The organism is Microbacterium sp. FW305-3-2-15-F-LB2 (assembly GCF_058787255.1).
Genome location: NZ_JBYSZO010000001.1, coordinates 2,025,078 through 2,040,195, shown reverse-complemented (window position 1 = coordinate 2,040,195; position 15,118 = coordinate 2,025,078). Strand labels below are relative to the sequence as shown.

The window sequence follows — 15,118 nt, the reverse complement described above, 5'->3', positions numbered from 1 at the left end:
TACTAACCTGTGGGCGCTTCGATGACGTGGAGATAGCGATCAGCCATGGCTCGAGTGGTATGAGCCGCCAGGTGGGTCTTGGCATTCTCGGCGAGTCGCTCGCGTAGGCTTCGATCCTCGATGAGCAGCCGCAGTCTCGACGCAAGCGCACGTGCGTCGCCATTCGGGAACGTCAGGCCAGCAGGGCCGACGGCCTCCGAAAGGCCGCCGCCCTCGGACGCTACAACCCAGCATCCAGATGCCATGCCTTCTAGTGCCACAATTCCAAACGGCTCATTCCAGAGGGACGGTACGACAAGAGTCCCGCGGCGGCGCAAGGCATTCACTAAACTGGCTCCCTTCAGTTCGCCCAGGAACACCACGCGGTTCGTTAGGTTCTTGAGTTCGACGATGCGCTGAAGGATTGAATCGTACGGTCCTGAGCCAACGATTTCGAGAGTTACGTCTTGGGGGAGGTCGCTCATTGCTTCGAGGAGTACTTGCACACCCTTCGACTCGACCAGCCTTCCAACAAAAATGAGCTTTCTCGGGTCACGATCGTGTCGTCCCGCGGCCGTGAACATCGCATCTCGGTACCCGTTAGGAATGACGATCGGGTCCAGGACGGGAAGGTGGCGGGCGACTTCGTGACTGATGGCAATTACTTTGGCTCTCCGGAGGACCGCCAATTTGATGCGGTCTCTGATGCCCACCCGACCGGAGTTCCTAGAAATCCATGTTCGCACCGCTATCACCCACGGTTTGTGTAGGAAGAGTTGAGGCCAGGCGAACTGCAGGCAGATGTTGTTGTGGAACACCACGTCAGACGACCTCGATGCTATCCAGAGGGACATGGGAGATGGCTTCCTGAGGACGTTGAACTCCCGCTCAATTCCATCGTCCTGGCCCGTATGCGTCACAACGGTGACGTCGTGACCGTGTTCCGTGAAGTAGTTCGCCAATAGCTCACTCATCGTCTCGATGCCGCCCACGTCGGGGGAGAACTTGTGAGAAGCGAGTAGGATCCTCATTTTTCGCCTTCCTCGTCCGAGCTGATGAGCTCATCGATCAGTGAGGTCTGGTTTGAGACGGCGGAAGCGAAAGCCAAGATCTTGGCATTTTCTGCCGCCCAGGCGCCGCCGAGGCTTTCGAATCCTTGTGCGATGGCGTGAGCCCACCGCTCGGAATCCCTCGAAGGCACGACCCGAAAACTGCCCGGCGGCAGATAGTCGACAACTCCGGTCGTTTCTCGGACTAAGACTGGCGTGCCCGCCACTGTCGCTTCCAGGACCGCCAGGCCGAACGACTCGATAGATGGGGCGAGGAGAGCGGCCGAGGATCTAAAGAGATCCGCGAGTTCGTGACGAGGCAATACCCCGCGATACTCAACCTGGTCCTGCTGCTCCAGCCAGGCGCGCTCGGCCTCACCTCCGGGCCCAGCGACCACCAGCTTGAACGGGCTGCCCAGCGATTGAACCGCTGCCACGGCTACATCGATCCCCTTGTAGGCGTCCAGCCTGCCGACATAGAGCAACTGGAATGGATCGCGTCGTGAATTATGACCCCCTAGCGGGGGACTTGCTACGACGGGTAAGGGAGATACCCAGATGCGGTCTGCGGAATATCCTCTTTCGACGAAGGAAGCTTTCGCGACCTCGGAGTACACAACGATCCGATCCGCACCTTGATACTCTTCCTCCAATATATCGCGTAACGGGTCGAGCTTGGTCCGGAACGGGAAATCGAGATGGGTATCAAGGGTTTCCTCGAATACAGCGTGGTGCAGATTTCGTCTCTCGACCACAGTGAGTTGAGCCGCGTTCTCTCTGATGGCCATGTAACCAAGGCCCTCGACTGTCTGTAAGAACGCGGCCCCACGGCCAGCGCGCGCGACCTGTCCCGCCTGGAATCGATGGATCGTACGAATCTCGGCGGGGGTGGCGGAACGACCCGTCAGGCGACTGAGGACAGAGGGAAGATTCGCGACGTGCAGCATCCCCAGGCGCACCACGTCGTCAGGCAGTGCAGGACCTTCTCGACGGGCAAGAATACTCGCCACTCGAGCAGGGATGATTTTTTTCAGGCGTTGTAATGCAGTTGGGCTGAATTCACTCGGGCCAAGAAAGCCTACGGAGTCCCAGCGTTGCGTCAGCCCTTGCAAGACATGCTGATAATGCCGGACGTTCGTGGCATATATCGCGGACGGCGAATTCGCCATCATTCATGGCTCCGAATGACCGGGGCCTTGGGCGACTCCAACGTTTCGTGGAGCCACTCGCTCAAAACCGCGGTAGTAGATTCGGGACTGAAGCTCTTCGCGACGAGGTCACGCCCCGCGTCAACGATACGTGCAGAAGCTGCTGTTCTGTTTGCAGCCCAGACTGATTCGATCACCGTCTTATCGTCGGTGGGTCCGACGACGATTCCGGTGACGCCCGGCCTCACTAGTTCGGTTATACCGCCTGCGGACGAACTCACGATGGGTACGCCAGACGCCATTGCCTCCATGAGGGCGACGGGGAGACCGTCACCTTTCGTGATGCTGTCGCCTGTCTCCTCGGGCAGCAGAAGAAAGACGTCTGCGTTCGATAGCAGGCTAAGGGTTTCTGCGTGAGGTTGGGCGCCCATCAGCCGGACGTGGAGCCGCGGGCTCTCATGACGGCTGATCCACCTCTCGATCTCTTCCCGAAGGGGGCCGTCACCGACAATGGTCCACTCGACTCGCCCACGTTCCGAGGCTTTCTCGAGCACACCCATCATCCGGCGATAACCCTTGGTCGTCACGAGGCGTGCGACGGTGATGACGCGTACGACACTATCCTTCGCCGAGAGGGACTTCCTTTCGGGAGGAAGGGATGCGACGCACGGCAACACGATTGATCGGGTCGGAACGCCCACCGTCTGGAACGTGCGCTCCACAGCGTGGCTCGCGAAACGAAAGCCAGTGATTCTACGAATGAAGCGCAGATTCTCGACTGAGGGCTCTACCGACGCGTCCGCCGCATGAACGGTGACGACGACAGGAAGTCTTCCCGCCGCCCTTGCGGCCACTTCCGCGGGCTGAGCGAAGAAGTGGGCGTGTACACCGGTCACCTCCGTGCCGATGCTCGCAATCGCACGCGAGAGTCGAGCGGCATGAGCATCGAGGAAGACCCCGCGCAGTGCAGAGCGGATGGATCGAGTGTTACGGAGGCGGGGGAGGTTTCGCCAGCGTGTGAAACGCATTGCGAGCCCGAGAAGAATCCACGGGGAAAGGAGTAGGCGGCCTGCGGGTCGCACGACATAGGGAACCGCGTGATCGAGTTCAGCCGGGGGCTTTCGGAGCGAGTACGACAGCACATTCCATCCAACGCTGCGAAGGTGTTCCATTTCGGCAGAGACAAAGGTCTCAGAGTATGACGGATAACTGGTACTCACGTAGATGATCGTTCCGGCCGGGGCGTTCTCGCCTCGGCCGTGTGCCGCCTGCAGAACTTCGAGCCATCTTTGCGCCACGGCTGCCCAGTCGAATACTCGTCGCGCCTCGGCCCATGCCCTGGCGCGGGCCGCCGCCAGAGCGCTGGGGTCTGCCCAGGCGACGATCGCCGTAGCCATCGACTCCCCACTGGGATCCGCAAGCATCTGGATGGCGTCACCGTGGACTTCGTGGGCTGCCGCAACTCGATCACTCACAATCGCCGGAGTTCCGTAGCTCAGGGCCTCCGCTACGCTAATCCCGAAGTTTTCGTCTTCGCTCGGGAGCAGGAAGACATCGGCCTCGCGAAACAGAGACGCTTTCTCCTCCGCATCTACGTGACCGACGAAGTTCACGGCGTCGGCGACGCCCAGTCGTTCAGCCTGTGCGAACAGTTCTGCCTTCAGCTCCGGGCTTCCGTCACCCGCGATGGTCAACGTGGCGGGAATGCCGAGCTTCAAGGTGCAGGCGAGCGCGTCGATCGACAAGTCAATGCGCTTCTTCGAGGCGATTCGGCAGACAGACAGAAGCAGAAGGTGGGTGCGGCGTGGTCGCTCTTGAAGTGTGCCTCCGGGCAGCGCGGTTCCTACGCCCACGACCGCTACGTTTGCGTCGCTTCTCCGGCGGAGAACGTCCGTACGTTCAGATTCTGACCCCACCGCGAAGCGCGCCCCGCGGACGCCGGCGAGCCTTGCGGCTTCATCAAATATCCGCTTCCGAATGGATGACTTGCGCATTTCGTAGGGTGAGATTGCTCCGTGGGGCATGATCACGAAGGGCTTCTTCAAAAGATTCGCAGCCAAGATCACCAGCGGCACCCACCAAAGGTAGAACCCGTGTATGACGACAACGTCGCACGCGCGTATCTCGCTTAGGAAGCGGCTGGCACGCCCCGCAAAAACCGGGTATGGAACACCGACTGATCGGCCGGCACGTTCGTCTGCATCGACGGTGGATCCTAAATGGACCCCGTGCACGGCCCAGATCAGAGCGCTCAAATCCGGTAGATTATTGAGCGCCTGATTTACTTCGAAGGAATTTCGAGCGGGCCCGCCGTCCGTGGCGTCCAGGGTATTGACGACTTGCAGTATTTTCACTATGCCTTCTTCGCAGCGACGTGCGTCTTTCGCAACTCTCGATATTTCAGGCCAATTTGCCAGTAGTAAGAACTCAATGCGAAAGCATAATCGAAGCCGGCGCGGCCATCGAGAAAACCAAGTCGCACGATGTACGCATAGATGAAGAAGAGTAGGGGCTTGAAGGGAACACGGTCGAAGGTGCGTCCCTTTGACGTTCGCCTGCGTGCGATCTCGCTCCTGAGCGACTTGTTGGCCCTCAGATGGGCCTCCCAGCTGGAATACTTGTTGTGGCGGGCGAACCACGTCTCGACTGGATCCACGTCGTTGTGGAGAATTCGCCCCGTCATCTGTAGAACATTGCCATCTACCTCCGGCTGGTAATGGCCCTCAAGCTCGCCCATGCCGGGCGCCTCGAGGTCGTCCATTTCAGGGAACCGAACGCGTCGTTTGTGAACAATGCACCGCTTCGTTACCCGGTGGCCATGCCGTAGAACGCGTCTGGAAAAAACGTAGTCAAGGTCGATATCGAGGGCCGCCAGGTTGGGCCCCGCGCCTTTTGCGAAAAGCGCGCGCAGCTCCGACACCAGTTCGGGTTGGGGGGACTCATCCGCATCCACGAAGAAGATCCAGTCGAACTGGGTGTTCACATGCTCCAGTTGCCACTGCTTCTTCTTCGGATAGCGTCCATTCCACTCAAAATTTACCACTCGGGCGCCAGCGCGTTTAGCGATCTCGACTGTTCGGTCGGTGCTGCAGGAGTCGACGACTATCACCTCTGCGAAATCGCTCAGGGCGCGCACGCACGCTTCAATTCCAAGCTCCTCGTTTTTTGTCTGGATCAGCGCGGAGATAGGAATTTTAGTATTCACTCGTCGATTCTCCCTCATAGCGCGTCCCCACTAGGGAGCCGGGGTTCCCTCCCCAGACTTCACCCGCGCCGACAGTCTTGCCGTCCAATAATGTCATCGGTCTCAAGATGGCGGAGCGCCCTACGTGGCTGCCCCCAAGCACCACGCATCTGCTCGTCACCCAAGCGCCCGGCTCGATGACGATCGGTCGAGTCACCAGCGCCATGTCGCGCCGAAGGCGGTGGCTACCGGTTGTGAGAAATGTTTCTTGCGAGATCACAACATCGTGGCCGATGCTCAGCGTGTCCTGATTATGAATCCAGACCCCTTCACCTATCCACGAGCGATCTCCGATCGTCAATTTCCAGGGAAACTTGACTCGCGTGCGGGGTCGAAAGACGACCTGGCGTCCGATGCTCGCTCCGAACGCGCGAAGTACACGGACGCGCAGACTCGAGCTGATCTGCCAGGGATTTGTGACGAAAAGCAGCTCGCAGATCGCCCAAAGATACACGTTCCACGCGGGTCGATCCCACGCTGCCTTTTCGCCTGGTGCCTTGGAGAGGTCGATCACGGGGATGTCGCTCACGGCGTCCCTTCTCGTAACTAATTTGTAATCGTTGGGGCTGTATCGTCTGGATCGTGCAGCAAGTGTCACGACCCCTCTTCTTCGGGATCAACTATGCCCCGGAGACTACGGGAATCGCGCCCTACACGAGCGCCATGGCCGCGGGGCTGGCGCGTCGGGGCCACCACGTCCGGGCTGTCGTGGCGCACCCCCATTATCCAGAGTGGAAGATTTCCTCAGGTTACGAGCAGTGGTCGCGGCGCGAAAACATCGATGGTGTCGATGTGAGGCGGGTCTGGCACTGGGTCCCGGGCCGACCTGCACCGCTTCCTCGCGCCTTCTCGGAGGTGTTTTTCGGTATCCGTCAGGTGTGCGCGCGCTGGGGAAACCCGACGTCGATCGTGACGGTATCCCCGGCGCTGCTCTCATCTGCGCTCGTGCGACTACGTGCCTACCTGACAAATTCGGGCACGCCCTTCGTGGTGTGGGTGCAAGATTTGTACGGCTTGGGGATGTCGGAGACAGGCCAAGGGCAGGGTCTGGCGGCACGTGCTATCCGGTCTGTGGAGCGCTGGCTTCTTCGCTCGGCATCCATGGTCGTCGTGATCCACGATCGGTTCGCGAACCGTATCCACGAGGACCTGGGCGTGCCTCGTGATCGTATTGCCGTCATCCGCAACTGGACCCATCTTGGTGAGCTCCCGTTCGCGGACGTGGCGGCAGTGCGAGCTTCCTATGGGTGGAGCGACGAGGAGATCGTTGTCGTGCATACGGGCAACATGGGCGTCAAGCAAGGGTTGCACCACGTCGTGGACGCCGGGCAGCTTGCCCACGCGAACAGCGAGCGCGTCCGATTCGTCCTCGTCGGCAACGGGGCTCAGAGGGACGAGCTGAGCGAGCGGGTGCAGAGCAAGCCGACGACGACCGAGATCTTGCCTCCGCTGGACGATCGAGCATTTGCCGACGTTTTGCAGTCGGCCGACGTCCTCTTGGTCAATGAATTGCCCGGGGTCGCCGAAATGTGCGTGCCCAGTAAACTTACGTCGTATTTCGCCGCAGGCCGGCCGGTGCTGGCAGCCACGGATGAAGCTGGGATCACAGCGCAGGAAGTTCACAACGCGGAAGCGGGTGTGACCGTCGCCGCGGGGGATCCGGCAGCTCTGCTCGCGGGAGCGAAAAAGATCGGCCTCGACCCGGTGGAAGCGGAACGCCTCGGACGGAACGGAAAACGTTACAAAGAGACCGTTCTAGAGGAAACATTCGCGATCGATCGTTTCGATAGTCTTCTCGCGGATCTGACCGTCACTGTCGCCGAGAAGCATCCAGTGTGACCCGAACTCACGATCAAGAACGGCAGAAACGTTGACCCAGCGCGCTCTCATCACCGGTATCACGGGCCAAGACGGCTCTTACCTCGCGGAACTTCTCCTCTCAAAGGGTTACGAGGTGCATGGCCTCATCCGCCGCGCGTCGACGTTCAACACCCATCGCATTGATCACCTGTATGTCGACCCGCACGACCCGAGCGCGAAGCTCTTTCTGCACTACGGCGACTTGTCGGACGGCGCCCGTATGGTGACTCTGCTGAGTGAGATCGATCCCGACGAGGTCTACAACCTCGCGGCACAGTCGCACGTGCGTGTTTCCTTTGATGAGCCGGAACACACGGCCGACACGACGGGAACCGGCACCATTCGCCTCCTGGAAGCTGTCCGCCTGTCCGGAATCGACACGAAGTACTACCAAGCGTCGACGTCCGAACTGTATGGCGCGACACCGCCGCCACAGAACGAGGAGACCCCGTTCTACCCGCGCTCTCCGTACGCCGCCGCGAAGCTTTACAGCTACTGGATCACCAAGAACTACCGCGAGGCCTACGACATGTTCGCGGTCAACGGCATTCTTTTCAATCACGAGTCTCCGCGGCGCGGGGAGACGTTCGTGACGCGCAAGATCACGCGTGCCGTCGCTCGAATCAAAGCAGGCGTGCAGAAGGACCTGTACCTGGGCAATCTCGACTCCATCCGTGACTGGGGCTATGCAGCCGAATACGTCGAGGGAATGTGGCGCATGCTGCAGGCCGACGCCCCCGAGGACTTCGTTCTGGCGACCGGCGTCGGGTACACGATCAAGGACTTCCTCGAGACCTCATTCGGTCACGTGGGCCTCGACTGGATGGAATACGTCAAGTTCGACGAGCGCTACCTGCGCCCGACCGAGGTCGACGCGTTGATCGGCGATCCGACCAAAGCCGCCGACAAGCTCGGCTGGGTCCCGTCCGTTCGCGGCGACGAGCTCGCCAGGCTCATGGTTGACGCCGACGTCACGGCCCTTGAACAGGGACCCGAGTGGATCGACACCGTAAATCTGCCGACGTGGAGCAACGCCGAACTCCTCGGAGCGCGCGCGTGACCACGGCTGTCGAGGGGGTCAACTACACCCCCCACGAGCTCGACCGCGACGCGACGTTCTATGTCGCGGGCCACCGGGGGCTCGTCGGCTCCGCCATCGTCCGCAAGCTCGAATCATCGGGCTTCGAGAACATCGTCGGAAAGACCTCGGCCGAGCTCGACCTCAAGGACCGCGACGCCGTCTTCGCATACATGGGGGAGACCAAGCCGAAGTACGTCGTGCTTGCCGCGGCGAAGGTCGGTGGCATCCTGGCGAACTCGACCTACCCGGTCGACTTTCTGAGCGACAACATGCGCATTCAGGTGAACGTGCTGGATGCCGCCCTCGCCAACGATGTGGAACGCGTCCTTTTCCTCGGCTCGTCGTGCATTTACCCGAAGTTCGCCGAGCAGCCGATCCGCGAGGACTCGCTCCTGACGGGTCATCTCGAGCCCACGAACGACGCGTACGCGATCGCCAAGATCGCCGGCATCCTTCAGACACAGGCGGTGCGGCGCCAGTACGGTCTCCCGTGGATCAGCGCGATGCCGACCAACCTCTATGGCCCGAACGACAACTTCTCTCCCCGGGGGTCGCACGTCCTGCCGGCGCTCATCCGCCGCTATGACGAAGCGGCCACCTCCGGGGTGACGAGCGTCACCAACTGGGGGACCGGTACGCCGCGACGTGAGTTCCTGCACGCCGACGACATGGCCGACGCCTCTCTCCACCTGATGGAGCACTACGACGGTCCGGACCAGGTCAATGTCGGCACGGGCAGCGATGTCACGATCCGTGAGATCGCGGAGACGATCGCGCGGGTCACGGGGTACGAGGGTGACACGCAGTGGGACACCTCTAAGCCGGACGGAACGCCGCAGAAGCTGTTGGACGTGTCCAAGCTCGCTGAGGCCGGTTGGACGGCGAAGATCTCGCTCGAAGAGGGGATGGAGCGCACGGTCGCTTGGTATCGCGACCACGTCGAGGCGCTGCGGCAATAGATGTTCCGCCATGTGGTTCTGTTCCGGGTCCGTGACGATGTCGCGGAAGAGAGCGTGTCTGTGGCGATCGATGAACTACGCGCGTTGGGCAACTCACCGGGCGTCGTCACGTGGGTCATCGCCCGATCGCTTGACGAACGTAAGGGACGGGTAATTGCCGAGGACGGTACTTTCATCGACCGAGCGGCGTTCCACACTTGGCGAATGACGGCTTACCACCGTGTCGTGGCGAGCCGAATGGCCGGCCTCGCGGACTGGCTGATCGGGGAATGGGACGATGAGAAGCAGCCAGCACTCGACGCAGACTCGAAAGAGCATGATGAGTAATCTGATCTGTCTCGAAGATTCTAGCCCTCGAGAGCGTGCCTCGTGTGTCGAAGAACGCAGCTTTGGAGGGTGGAATCAATGACACCGTTTCGCTCAGCAAACAAGCCTTCCGGAGCGGTGGTCGACGTTTTGCCCGTCCCAGGTAGTGCGTACCCATTTCTGGACGGCATCAGGGGTATCGCTTGTCTCGCCGTGGTTGTGTATCATGCGTTTCTTTTCACGGGGCTTTCGGACGAGTCCGAGAAGCAGCTTCCGGTCATCGGGGCGATTGTCGGCTGGGGATACCTGGGCGTTCCTGTCTTCATTGTCCTTTCGGGATTCTTGCTCCGTTACAGCTTCGGCAACGGAGTGCGCAGATATATTCGTAGTCGCGCCCGTCGAATTCTCCCTCCCTACTATGCCGCCTTGGCCGTATCTCTAGGGTTAATATTCTTCATTCCGATTCTCCAGGTGGAAGGCGGAACGGACTGGGATAACAAAATTCCCGTAACAACGCCATCGGTTATTGCGCATTTGCTTCTCGTTCAGAACTTCTCCGGCGCCTGGGCGGTGAATATTAACGGGCCGATGTGGAGCATCGCGGTAGAATGGCAGATATATTTCCTTCTGCCCATTCTGCTCCTCCCCCTGAGAAGGGTGATTGATCCCATCCTCCTTGCCTGCGTGATATTGACCGTTACCTTGATACCCCCTGTGGTTCTCGACATCGGAACGGTCACGCACCCCTGGTTGCTTGCGATGTTCGCCATGGGGATGGCCTCTTCAGAGTTCGCTCGCGGAAGAAGAGTGAGGCCTTGGGTAGCGATCCTTGCCGCGATCTGGATCGCCGTACTGCTGGCGGGAACATCAGCCCTGGCGAGCCCCGACGTCTCGGGGCTATGGTTCTCCGAGACTCTCACGGGAGTCGTCGCCGCCGTCGTCATCGGCATGATGGGTCGGGCGCATAACCAAGGCCGATCGTCATCCGCCGCGAGGTTGTTGGGAAGCAGGCCATTCGAATTTGCCGGCTATGTCTCATACAGCGTCTACCTACTCCACAGTCCCCTCCTCGCGCTGGGCAACCTCCTACTGCTCCCGCTAGAGCTTCCAATCGCCGCACAATGGCTGCTGATGACCTTCGTCGTCGTGCCACTTGCGGTCTCGGTGTGTATTGGATTCTTCTATGTGTTCGAACGACCATTCATCAACAGTCGCCAGAAGGCGATTCAACGCGAGATGCGTGACGTTCAGGCATGACGGAAGGCTCTTAGCCTGCATCGGATCAGGGTGCACACGAATCGGCGCTCCACATTTTCCTGGCGCCCTGATACTGATCCGTGCAACCGGCCTGACGGAGCGGGTCCTCTGCTGGGCGAGTTGTAGAGGTCCGGGTGCTCTGCTTGGCGAGTTACAGAGGTAGCCTGAACCGAAATGCAGCATTGAGCCATGCACGACCCCCTTTCGAGGGCCCCCGGGGCCGTGGAACGTAACACACCGGACATCGGCTCACGATAGTGTGCGGGCGTGACGGTCAGATCCGAGACTCCCTCTTTTCAGAAGAAACTGTCCCCACGAGTTCGTGCGGGATTGGACGTGAGTCGAGCCATAGCTGCTGTCTACGTGGTTGCACACCACGCCATCAGAGTTCCGGGACCGCTAGGGGCATTTTTCTCCTTCGGGCAGGAGGCCGTTCTGGTGTTCTTCCTGCTGAGCGGCTTCGTCATCTTCGCGAATGAGCGTGGTCGTGTTGCCAGGCCCGCTGGCTACTATGTCCGTCGAATCCGACGCATCTATCCACCGCTCATCATCGCCATGCTGGTCTCGACCGTGCTGTGGTCGACGGGGCTCATCCACACGCCGTTCTCGTGGGAATCGGCGCTAGGCACGATTTTTGCGTTGCAGGATATCTCCTTCCTGAAGCCGGGAGTGGTAACTGACCCGTATCTCGGGAACGACCCACTGTGGTCCTTGTCGTATGAGATATTCTTCTACCTGGTCTTTCCTGCGGTCATGCTTGCATGGAGGCGTTCGCAAACCGTGACCCGATTGTCGGTGGTCTTAGTATCCGTGTTGGCATACGTCTCATATTTGGCTTTTCCGAATCACTTTTCGCTTGTGGTTGCCTACTTCTTGGTCTGGTGGGTCGGCGCGATGGCCGCACATCTGTATCTTCGAGATGAACTTCGGCTCAGATTCGCGACCCCCGAGATAGTAGGGCTGATTTCGATCTGCGTCGCCGCATTTATAGGACTTCTCCTCTACGGATACAGTGGATTCGGCTATTTCCCCTTCCTGATGCTGCGGCACTTCTTGGTCGTGCTCGGACTCTTTGTCCTCCTCCTTTCGCCACTGCGCAGGCTCTTAGCTACTATGAGTGCGCGTGTCGCGGGTGCAGCCGCGGCCGTGGCAAGTATTTCGTATGGTCTCTATGTCGTTCACTATCCGATCCTCATTCAGACGGAGGCAAACAGATCGTGGTGGGCGATTCCGGCTCTAGCTGCGACGATCGCGATCGCATGGGTTGCGGACCGGGGTACGGACCGAGTCTTGCCGCGCGCGCCACGGCATTGATTGTCATCCTGCATCTGGCCCGGGAAGGACGGGACCTTCGCGGATCGGTCGGCGTTCGAGAGGTGGCGCACGACGGAGCCCCACCGGAACACCGCGGAGCGCATGGCTGAACTCGCCGACTGGTGGGTGGGGGACTGAGAGACATAGCCAACGCCCAGACCGGTCCTGGCAAAAGGCGGAGGCCCCGAATCCGGAGATTCGGGGCCTTCATTTGTTGCGGGGACAGGATTTGAACCTGCGACCTCTGGGTTATGAGCCCAGCGAGCTACCGAGCTGCTCCACCCCGCGGCACAAGAGATAAACCTAGCATGGGTTTCGGGTCGTGTCGAATCGGCGTTGATTCGGACCCCCACGACGCGACAGGATGCGGAGATGCTGACCCCCACCGACGATCCCCGCGATGACCTGCGGGACGGACGTCCCGAGAGCGCGGCGCAGCGCGCCGACCGCAACTGGGCCGACGTCCTCCAAGAGCTCCGCGTCCTCCAGACCGGCACGCAGATCCTCACGGGATTCCTGCTGGCGCTCGCCTTCCAACCGGCATTCGCCGACCTCAGCGATCCCCAGCGCACCGGCTACCTGGTGCTCGTCGCGCTGTCGGCGCTGACGGCGATCCTCGCGCTCGCGCCGGTCGCGCTGCATCGCGCCGTCTTCCACCGCGGCGTGAAGCCGGTCGTGGTGCGGTTCGGACATCGCGCGCTGATCGCCGCGCTCACGGCGGTGGCGGTACTTCTGACCGGGGTCGTGGCGTTCGTGTTCGATGTCGTGGTCGGGTTCGACGCGGCCGTGATCGCCGTGGTCGTCCTCGCCGTGGTGATCCTCGTACTGTGGATCGTGGGTCCCGCGCTCCTGCGCAGGGCCAGTGGCGAGAGCCGCACCGGCGAGAAAGGACACGGATGACGCACGACAGCGTGGGTGTGGCGGTGGCGCAGTTCGCTCCGACCGCGTCGAAGCAGACCAACCTGGATGCCATCGCCGACCTCGCCCGCACCGCCGCCGATCGCGGCGCTCGGGTGGTCGTGTTCCCCGAGTATTCGAGCTACTTCGTCGACCCGTTCGATACGTCGCTCGCCGAGAACGCCGAAGACCTGGACGGGCCCTTCACGGTCGGGCTCCAGTCGCTGGCGTCCGATCTCGACGTCATCCTGGTCGCGGGCCTCGTGGAGCGAGCAGACGACGGGTGGCGGGTCCGCAACGCGGTCGTGGCCGTCGGGGGAGCCGGCATCCAGGCCGTGTATCGCAAGCTGCACCTGTACGACGCCTTCGGGCAGCGGGAGTCGGACTGGGTGGCCCCCGGCGAGATCTCCCCGCCCGAGACGTTCGAGGTCGGCGACCTGCGGTTCGGCCTGATGACCTGCTACGACCTGCGCTTCCCGGAGGTATCGCGGACCCTCGCGGACGCGGGCGTCGATGTGGCGCTCGTGCCGGCCGAGTGGGTGCGGGGCCCGCTCAAGGAGCACCACTGGACGACGCTCCTCACGGCCCGCGCGATCGAGAACACGTTCTTCATCGCCGGCGCCGACCACCCGCCGCCCCTCGGTGTCGGCCACTCGGCGGTCATCGATCCGCAGGGCGTCGCCCTCGCCACGATCGGGACGGCGACCGACGTCGCCGTCGCGCACATCGACCCCGGCGCCATCGCCCGCGTCCGGCGCGTGAACCCGGCTCTCGAGCTGCGTCGCTTCCGCGTCACCCCGCGCTGACCGCGGCGGTCATGCCCGGGACAGCGCCGAGAGCCGCTCCACGGCGTCCGTCAGCACCTCGACGCGCTTGCACGCCGCAAACCGGACGAGCGTCGAGTAGTCGGCACGGTGCTCCGGCGAGGCGAAAGCGGTGAGGGGGATGCCGACCACCCCCGCGCGCGACGGGAGTTCGCGGCAGAACGCGTCGGCGTCCGTCGCGCCGAGCGGGGCGGCATCCACCACCGTGAAGTACGACCCGCCCGGGGTTCCGACGTCGAAGCCCGCGGAACGGAGCCCCGTGCCGAGCAGGTCGGCCTTGGCCTTCATCTCCGCGGCGACCGAGGCGAAGAACGCATCGGGGAGCCGCAGGCCCGTGGCGATCGCCGGCTGGAACGGCGACCCACCGACGTAGGTGAGAAACTGCTTCACCGCCAGGACCGCCGACACCAGCTCAGCGGGACCGGTCACCCAGCCCGTCTTCCATCCGGTGAGCGAGAAGGTCTTACCCGCCGAGGAGATCGACACTGTGCGCTCAGCGGCGCCGGGGAGCGTCGCGATCGGCACGTGCGGCCCATCGAAGACGAGGTGCTCGTACACCTCGTCGGTGACGATGATCGCGTCGTGTCGGTCTGCGAGCCGGATGACCTCGTCGAGCACCTCCCGCGTGAACACCGAGCCGGTCGGGTTGTGCGGGTCGTTGACGAGGATCACGCGGGTCCGGTCGGAGACTGCGGATGCCAGCACCTCGAGGTCGGGCTGGAAGTCGGGCCACCGCAGGGGGACCGGCACCAGCCGGGCGCCCGCGAGGGCGACGCACGCGGCGTACGAGTCGTAGTACGGCTCGAACACCACGACCTCGTCGTCGGGGCCGTCGATGAGGGCGAGCAGGGTCGCGGCCAGTGCTTCGGTCGCGCCCACCGTTACGAGCACCTCGCGCGCGGGATCGAGCTCGATCCCATAGAACCGGGACTGATGCTCGGCGATGGCCTGCAGAAGGTCGGGGAAGCCGCGGCCCGGCGCGTACTGGTTCACGCCGTCGGAGATCGCCCGTCGGGCGGCTTCGAGAACGGCCTCGGGTCCGTCTTCGTCGGGGAATCCCTGCCCGAGGTTGAGGGCGCCGGTCGAGGCGGCGAGCGCGGTCATCTCCGCGAAGATCGTGGGCACCGCCGTTCCATCGGCGGCGATGAGCCCTGCGCCGAGGGCGGTACGGCGCCAGGCGCCGGGGAGGTCGTGCATGAG

Annotated in this window: 14 protein-coding genes and 1 tRNA gene; 8 read left to right on the top strand and 7 right to left on the bottom strand. The window is 62.1% G+C overall.

Translation table 11 applies throughout. The annotated features are described in order from the left end of the window. Nucleotides 1-2 precede the first annotated feature (2 nt). Genes AC3WLZ_RS09935 through AC3WLZ_RS09915 form a run of 5 tightly spaced genes read right to left on the bottom strand, consistent with a single transcriptional unit; the run spans nucleotide 3 to nucleotide 5,949 of the window. Nucleotides 3-1,010 (bottom strand): glycosyltransferase family 4 protein, encoded by a 1,008-nt coding sequence (locus tag AC3WLZ_RS09935; RefSeq protein ID WP_492469916.1) that lies wholly within the window; start codon nucleotides 1,008-1,010, stop codon nucleotides 3-5. Then, nucleotides 1,007-2,200, bottom strand: a complete 1,194-nt coding sequence (locus AC3WLZ_RS09930; protein ID WP_492469915.1) for a glycosyltransferase family 4 protein — start codon at nucleotides 2,198-2,200, stop codon at nucleotides 1,007-1,009. Before AC3WLZ_RS09930 ends, AC3WLZ_RS09935 begins: the two co-directional genes overlap by 4 nt. Then, complete coding sequence (locus AC3WLZ_RS09925) at nucleotides 2,197-4,530, bottom strand: glycosyltransferase family 4 protein (protein ID WP_492469914.1); 2,334 nt, start codon at nucleotides 4,528-4,530, stop codon at nucleotides 2,197-2,199. The genes AC3WLZ_RS09930 and AC3WLZ_RS09925 overlap by 4 nt, the downstream gene beginning before the upstream one ends. Then, on the bottom strand, nucleotides 4,530-5,381 hold the full coding sequence (locus tag AC3WLZ_RS09920) for a glycosyltransferase family 2 protein (protein ID WP_492469913.1): 852 nt from the start codon (nucleotides 5,379-5,381) through the stop codon (nucleotides 4,530-4,532). The genes AC3WLZ_RS09925 and AC3WLZ_RS09920 overlap by 1 nt, the downstream gene beginning before the upstream one ends. After that, nucleotides 5,371-5,949: an LbetaH domain-containing protein gene (locus AC3WLZ_RS09915; RefSeq protein WP_492469912.1), complete on the bottom strand. Its 579-nt coding sequence runs from the start codon at nucleotides 5,947-5,949 to the stop codon at nucleotides 5,371-5,373. Before AC3WLZ_RS09915 ends, AC3WLZ_RS09920 begins: the two co-directional genes overlap by 11 nt. 53 nt (nucleotides 5,950-6,002) lie before the next feature. Between AC3WLZ_RS09915 and AC3WLZ_RS09910 the strand changes: the two genes are divergently transcribed. The 6 genes from AC3WLZ_RS09910 to AC3WLZ_RS09885 all read left to right on the top strand — a co-directional run bounded on the left by AC3WLZ_RS09910 (nucleotide 6,003) and on the right by AC3WLZ_RS09885 (nucleotide 12,197). Continuing rightward, nucleotides 6,003-7,259 (top strand): glycosyltransferase, encoded by a 1,257-nt coding sequence (locus AC3WLZ_RS09910; RefSeq protein ID WP_492469911.1) that lies wholly within the window; start codon nucleotides 6,003-6,005, stop codon nucleotides 7,257-7,259. A gap of 31 nt (nucleotides 7,260-7,290) precedes the next feature. Beyond that, entirely contained in the window at nucleotides 7,291-8,340 is a 1,050-nt protein-coding gene (gmd, locus tag AC3WLZ_RS09905) for a GDP-mannose 4,6-dehydratase (RefSeq protein WP_492469910.1), read from the top strand. Next, on the top strand, nucleotides 8,337-9,320 hold the full coding sequence (locus tag AC3WLZ_RS09900) for a GDP-L-fucose synthase family protein (protein ID WP_492469909.1): 984 nt from the start codon (nucleotides 8,337-8,339) through the stop codon (nucleotides 9,318-9,320). Before gmd ends, AC3WLZ_RS09900 begins: the two co-directional genes overlap by 4 nt. Then, on the top strand, nucleotides 9,321-9,647 hold the full coding sequence (locus AC3WLZ_RS09895; RefSeq protein ID WP_492469908.1) for a Dabb family protein: 327 nt from the start codon (nucleotides 9,321-9,323) through the stop codon (nucleotides 9,645-9,647). Nucleotides 9,648-9,725: 78 nt separating this feature from the next. Beyond that, complete coding sequence (locus tag AC3WLZ_RS09890; RefSeq protein ID WP_492469907.1) at nucleotides 9,726-10,883, top strand: acyltransferase family protein; 1,158 nt, start codon at nucleotides 9,726-9,728, stop codon at nucleotides 10,881-10,883. A 267-nt stretch (nucleotides 10,884-11,150) separates the two neighbouring features. Next, on the top strand, nucleotides 11,151-12,197 hold the full coding sequence (locus AC3WLZ_RS09885; RefSeq protein ID WP_492469906.1) for an acyltransferase family protein: 1,047 nt from the start codon (nucleotides 11,151-11,153) through the stop codon (nucleotides 12,195-12,197). Nucleotides 12,198-12,411: 214 nt separating this feature from the next. Here AC3WLZ_RS09885 and AC3WLZ_RS09880 read toward each other — a convergent pair. Beyond that, nucleotides 12,412-12,485, bottom strand: a tRNA-Met gene (locus tag AC3WLZ_RS09880). 84 nt (nucleotides 12,486-12,569) lie between these two features. On the opposite strand from AC3WLZ_RS09880, the gene AC3WLZ_RS09875 reads away from it, so the two are divergent. Both AC3WLZ_RS09875 and AC3WLZ_RS09870 read left to right on the top strand, forming a co-directional pair. Beyond that, nucleotides 12,570-13,097, top strand: a complete 528-nt coding sequence (locus tag AC3WLZ_RS09875; RefSeq protein ID WP_492469905.1) for a DUF6328 family protein — start codon at nucleotides 12,570-12,572, stop codon at nucleotides 13,095-13,097. Next, nucleotides 13,094-13,900 (top strand): carbon-nitrogen hydrolase family protein, encoded by an 807-nt coding sequence (locus tag AC3WLZ_RS09870; protein ID WP_492469904.1) that lies wholly within the window; start codon nucleotides 13,094-13,096, stop codon nucleotides 13,898-13,900. The genes AC3WLZ_RS09875 and AC3WLZ_RS09870 overlap by 4 nt, the downstream gene beginning before the upstream one ends. A 9-nt stretch (nucleotides 13,901-13,909) precedes the next feature. Here the strand turns inward: AC3WLZ_RS09870 and AC3WLZ_RS09865 are convergent, their stop codons facing one another. Then, on the bottom strand, nucleotides 13,910-15,115 hold the full coding sequence (locus AC3WLZ_RS09865) for an aminotransferase class I/II-fold pyridoxal phosphate-dependent enzyme (RefSeq protein ID WP_492469903.1): 1,206 nt from the start codon (nucleotides 15,113-15,115) through the stop codon (nucleotides 13,910-13,912). Nucleotides 15,116-15,118: the final 3 nt, after the last annotated feature.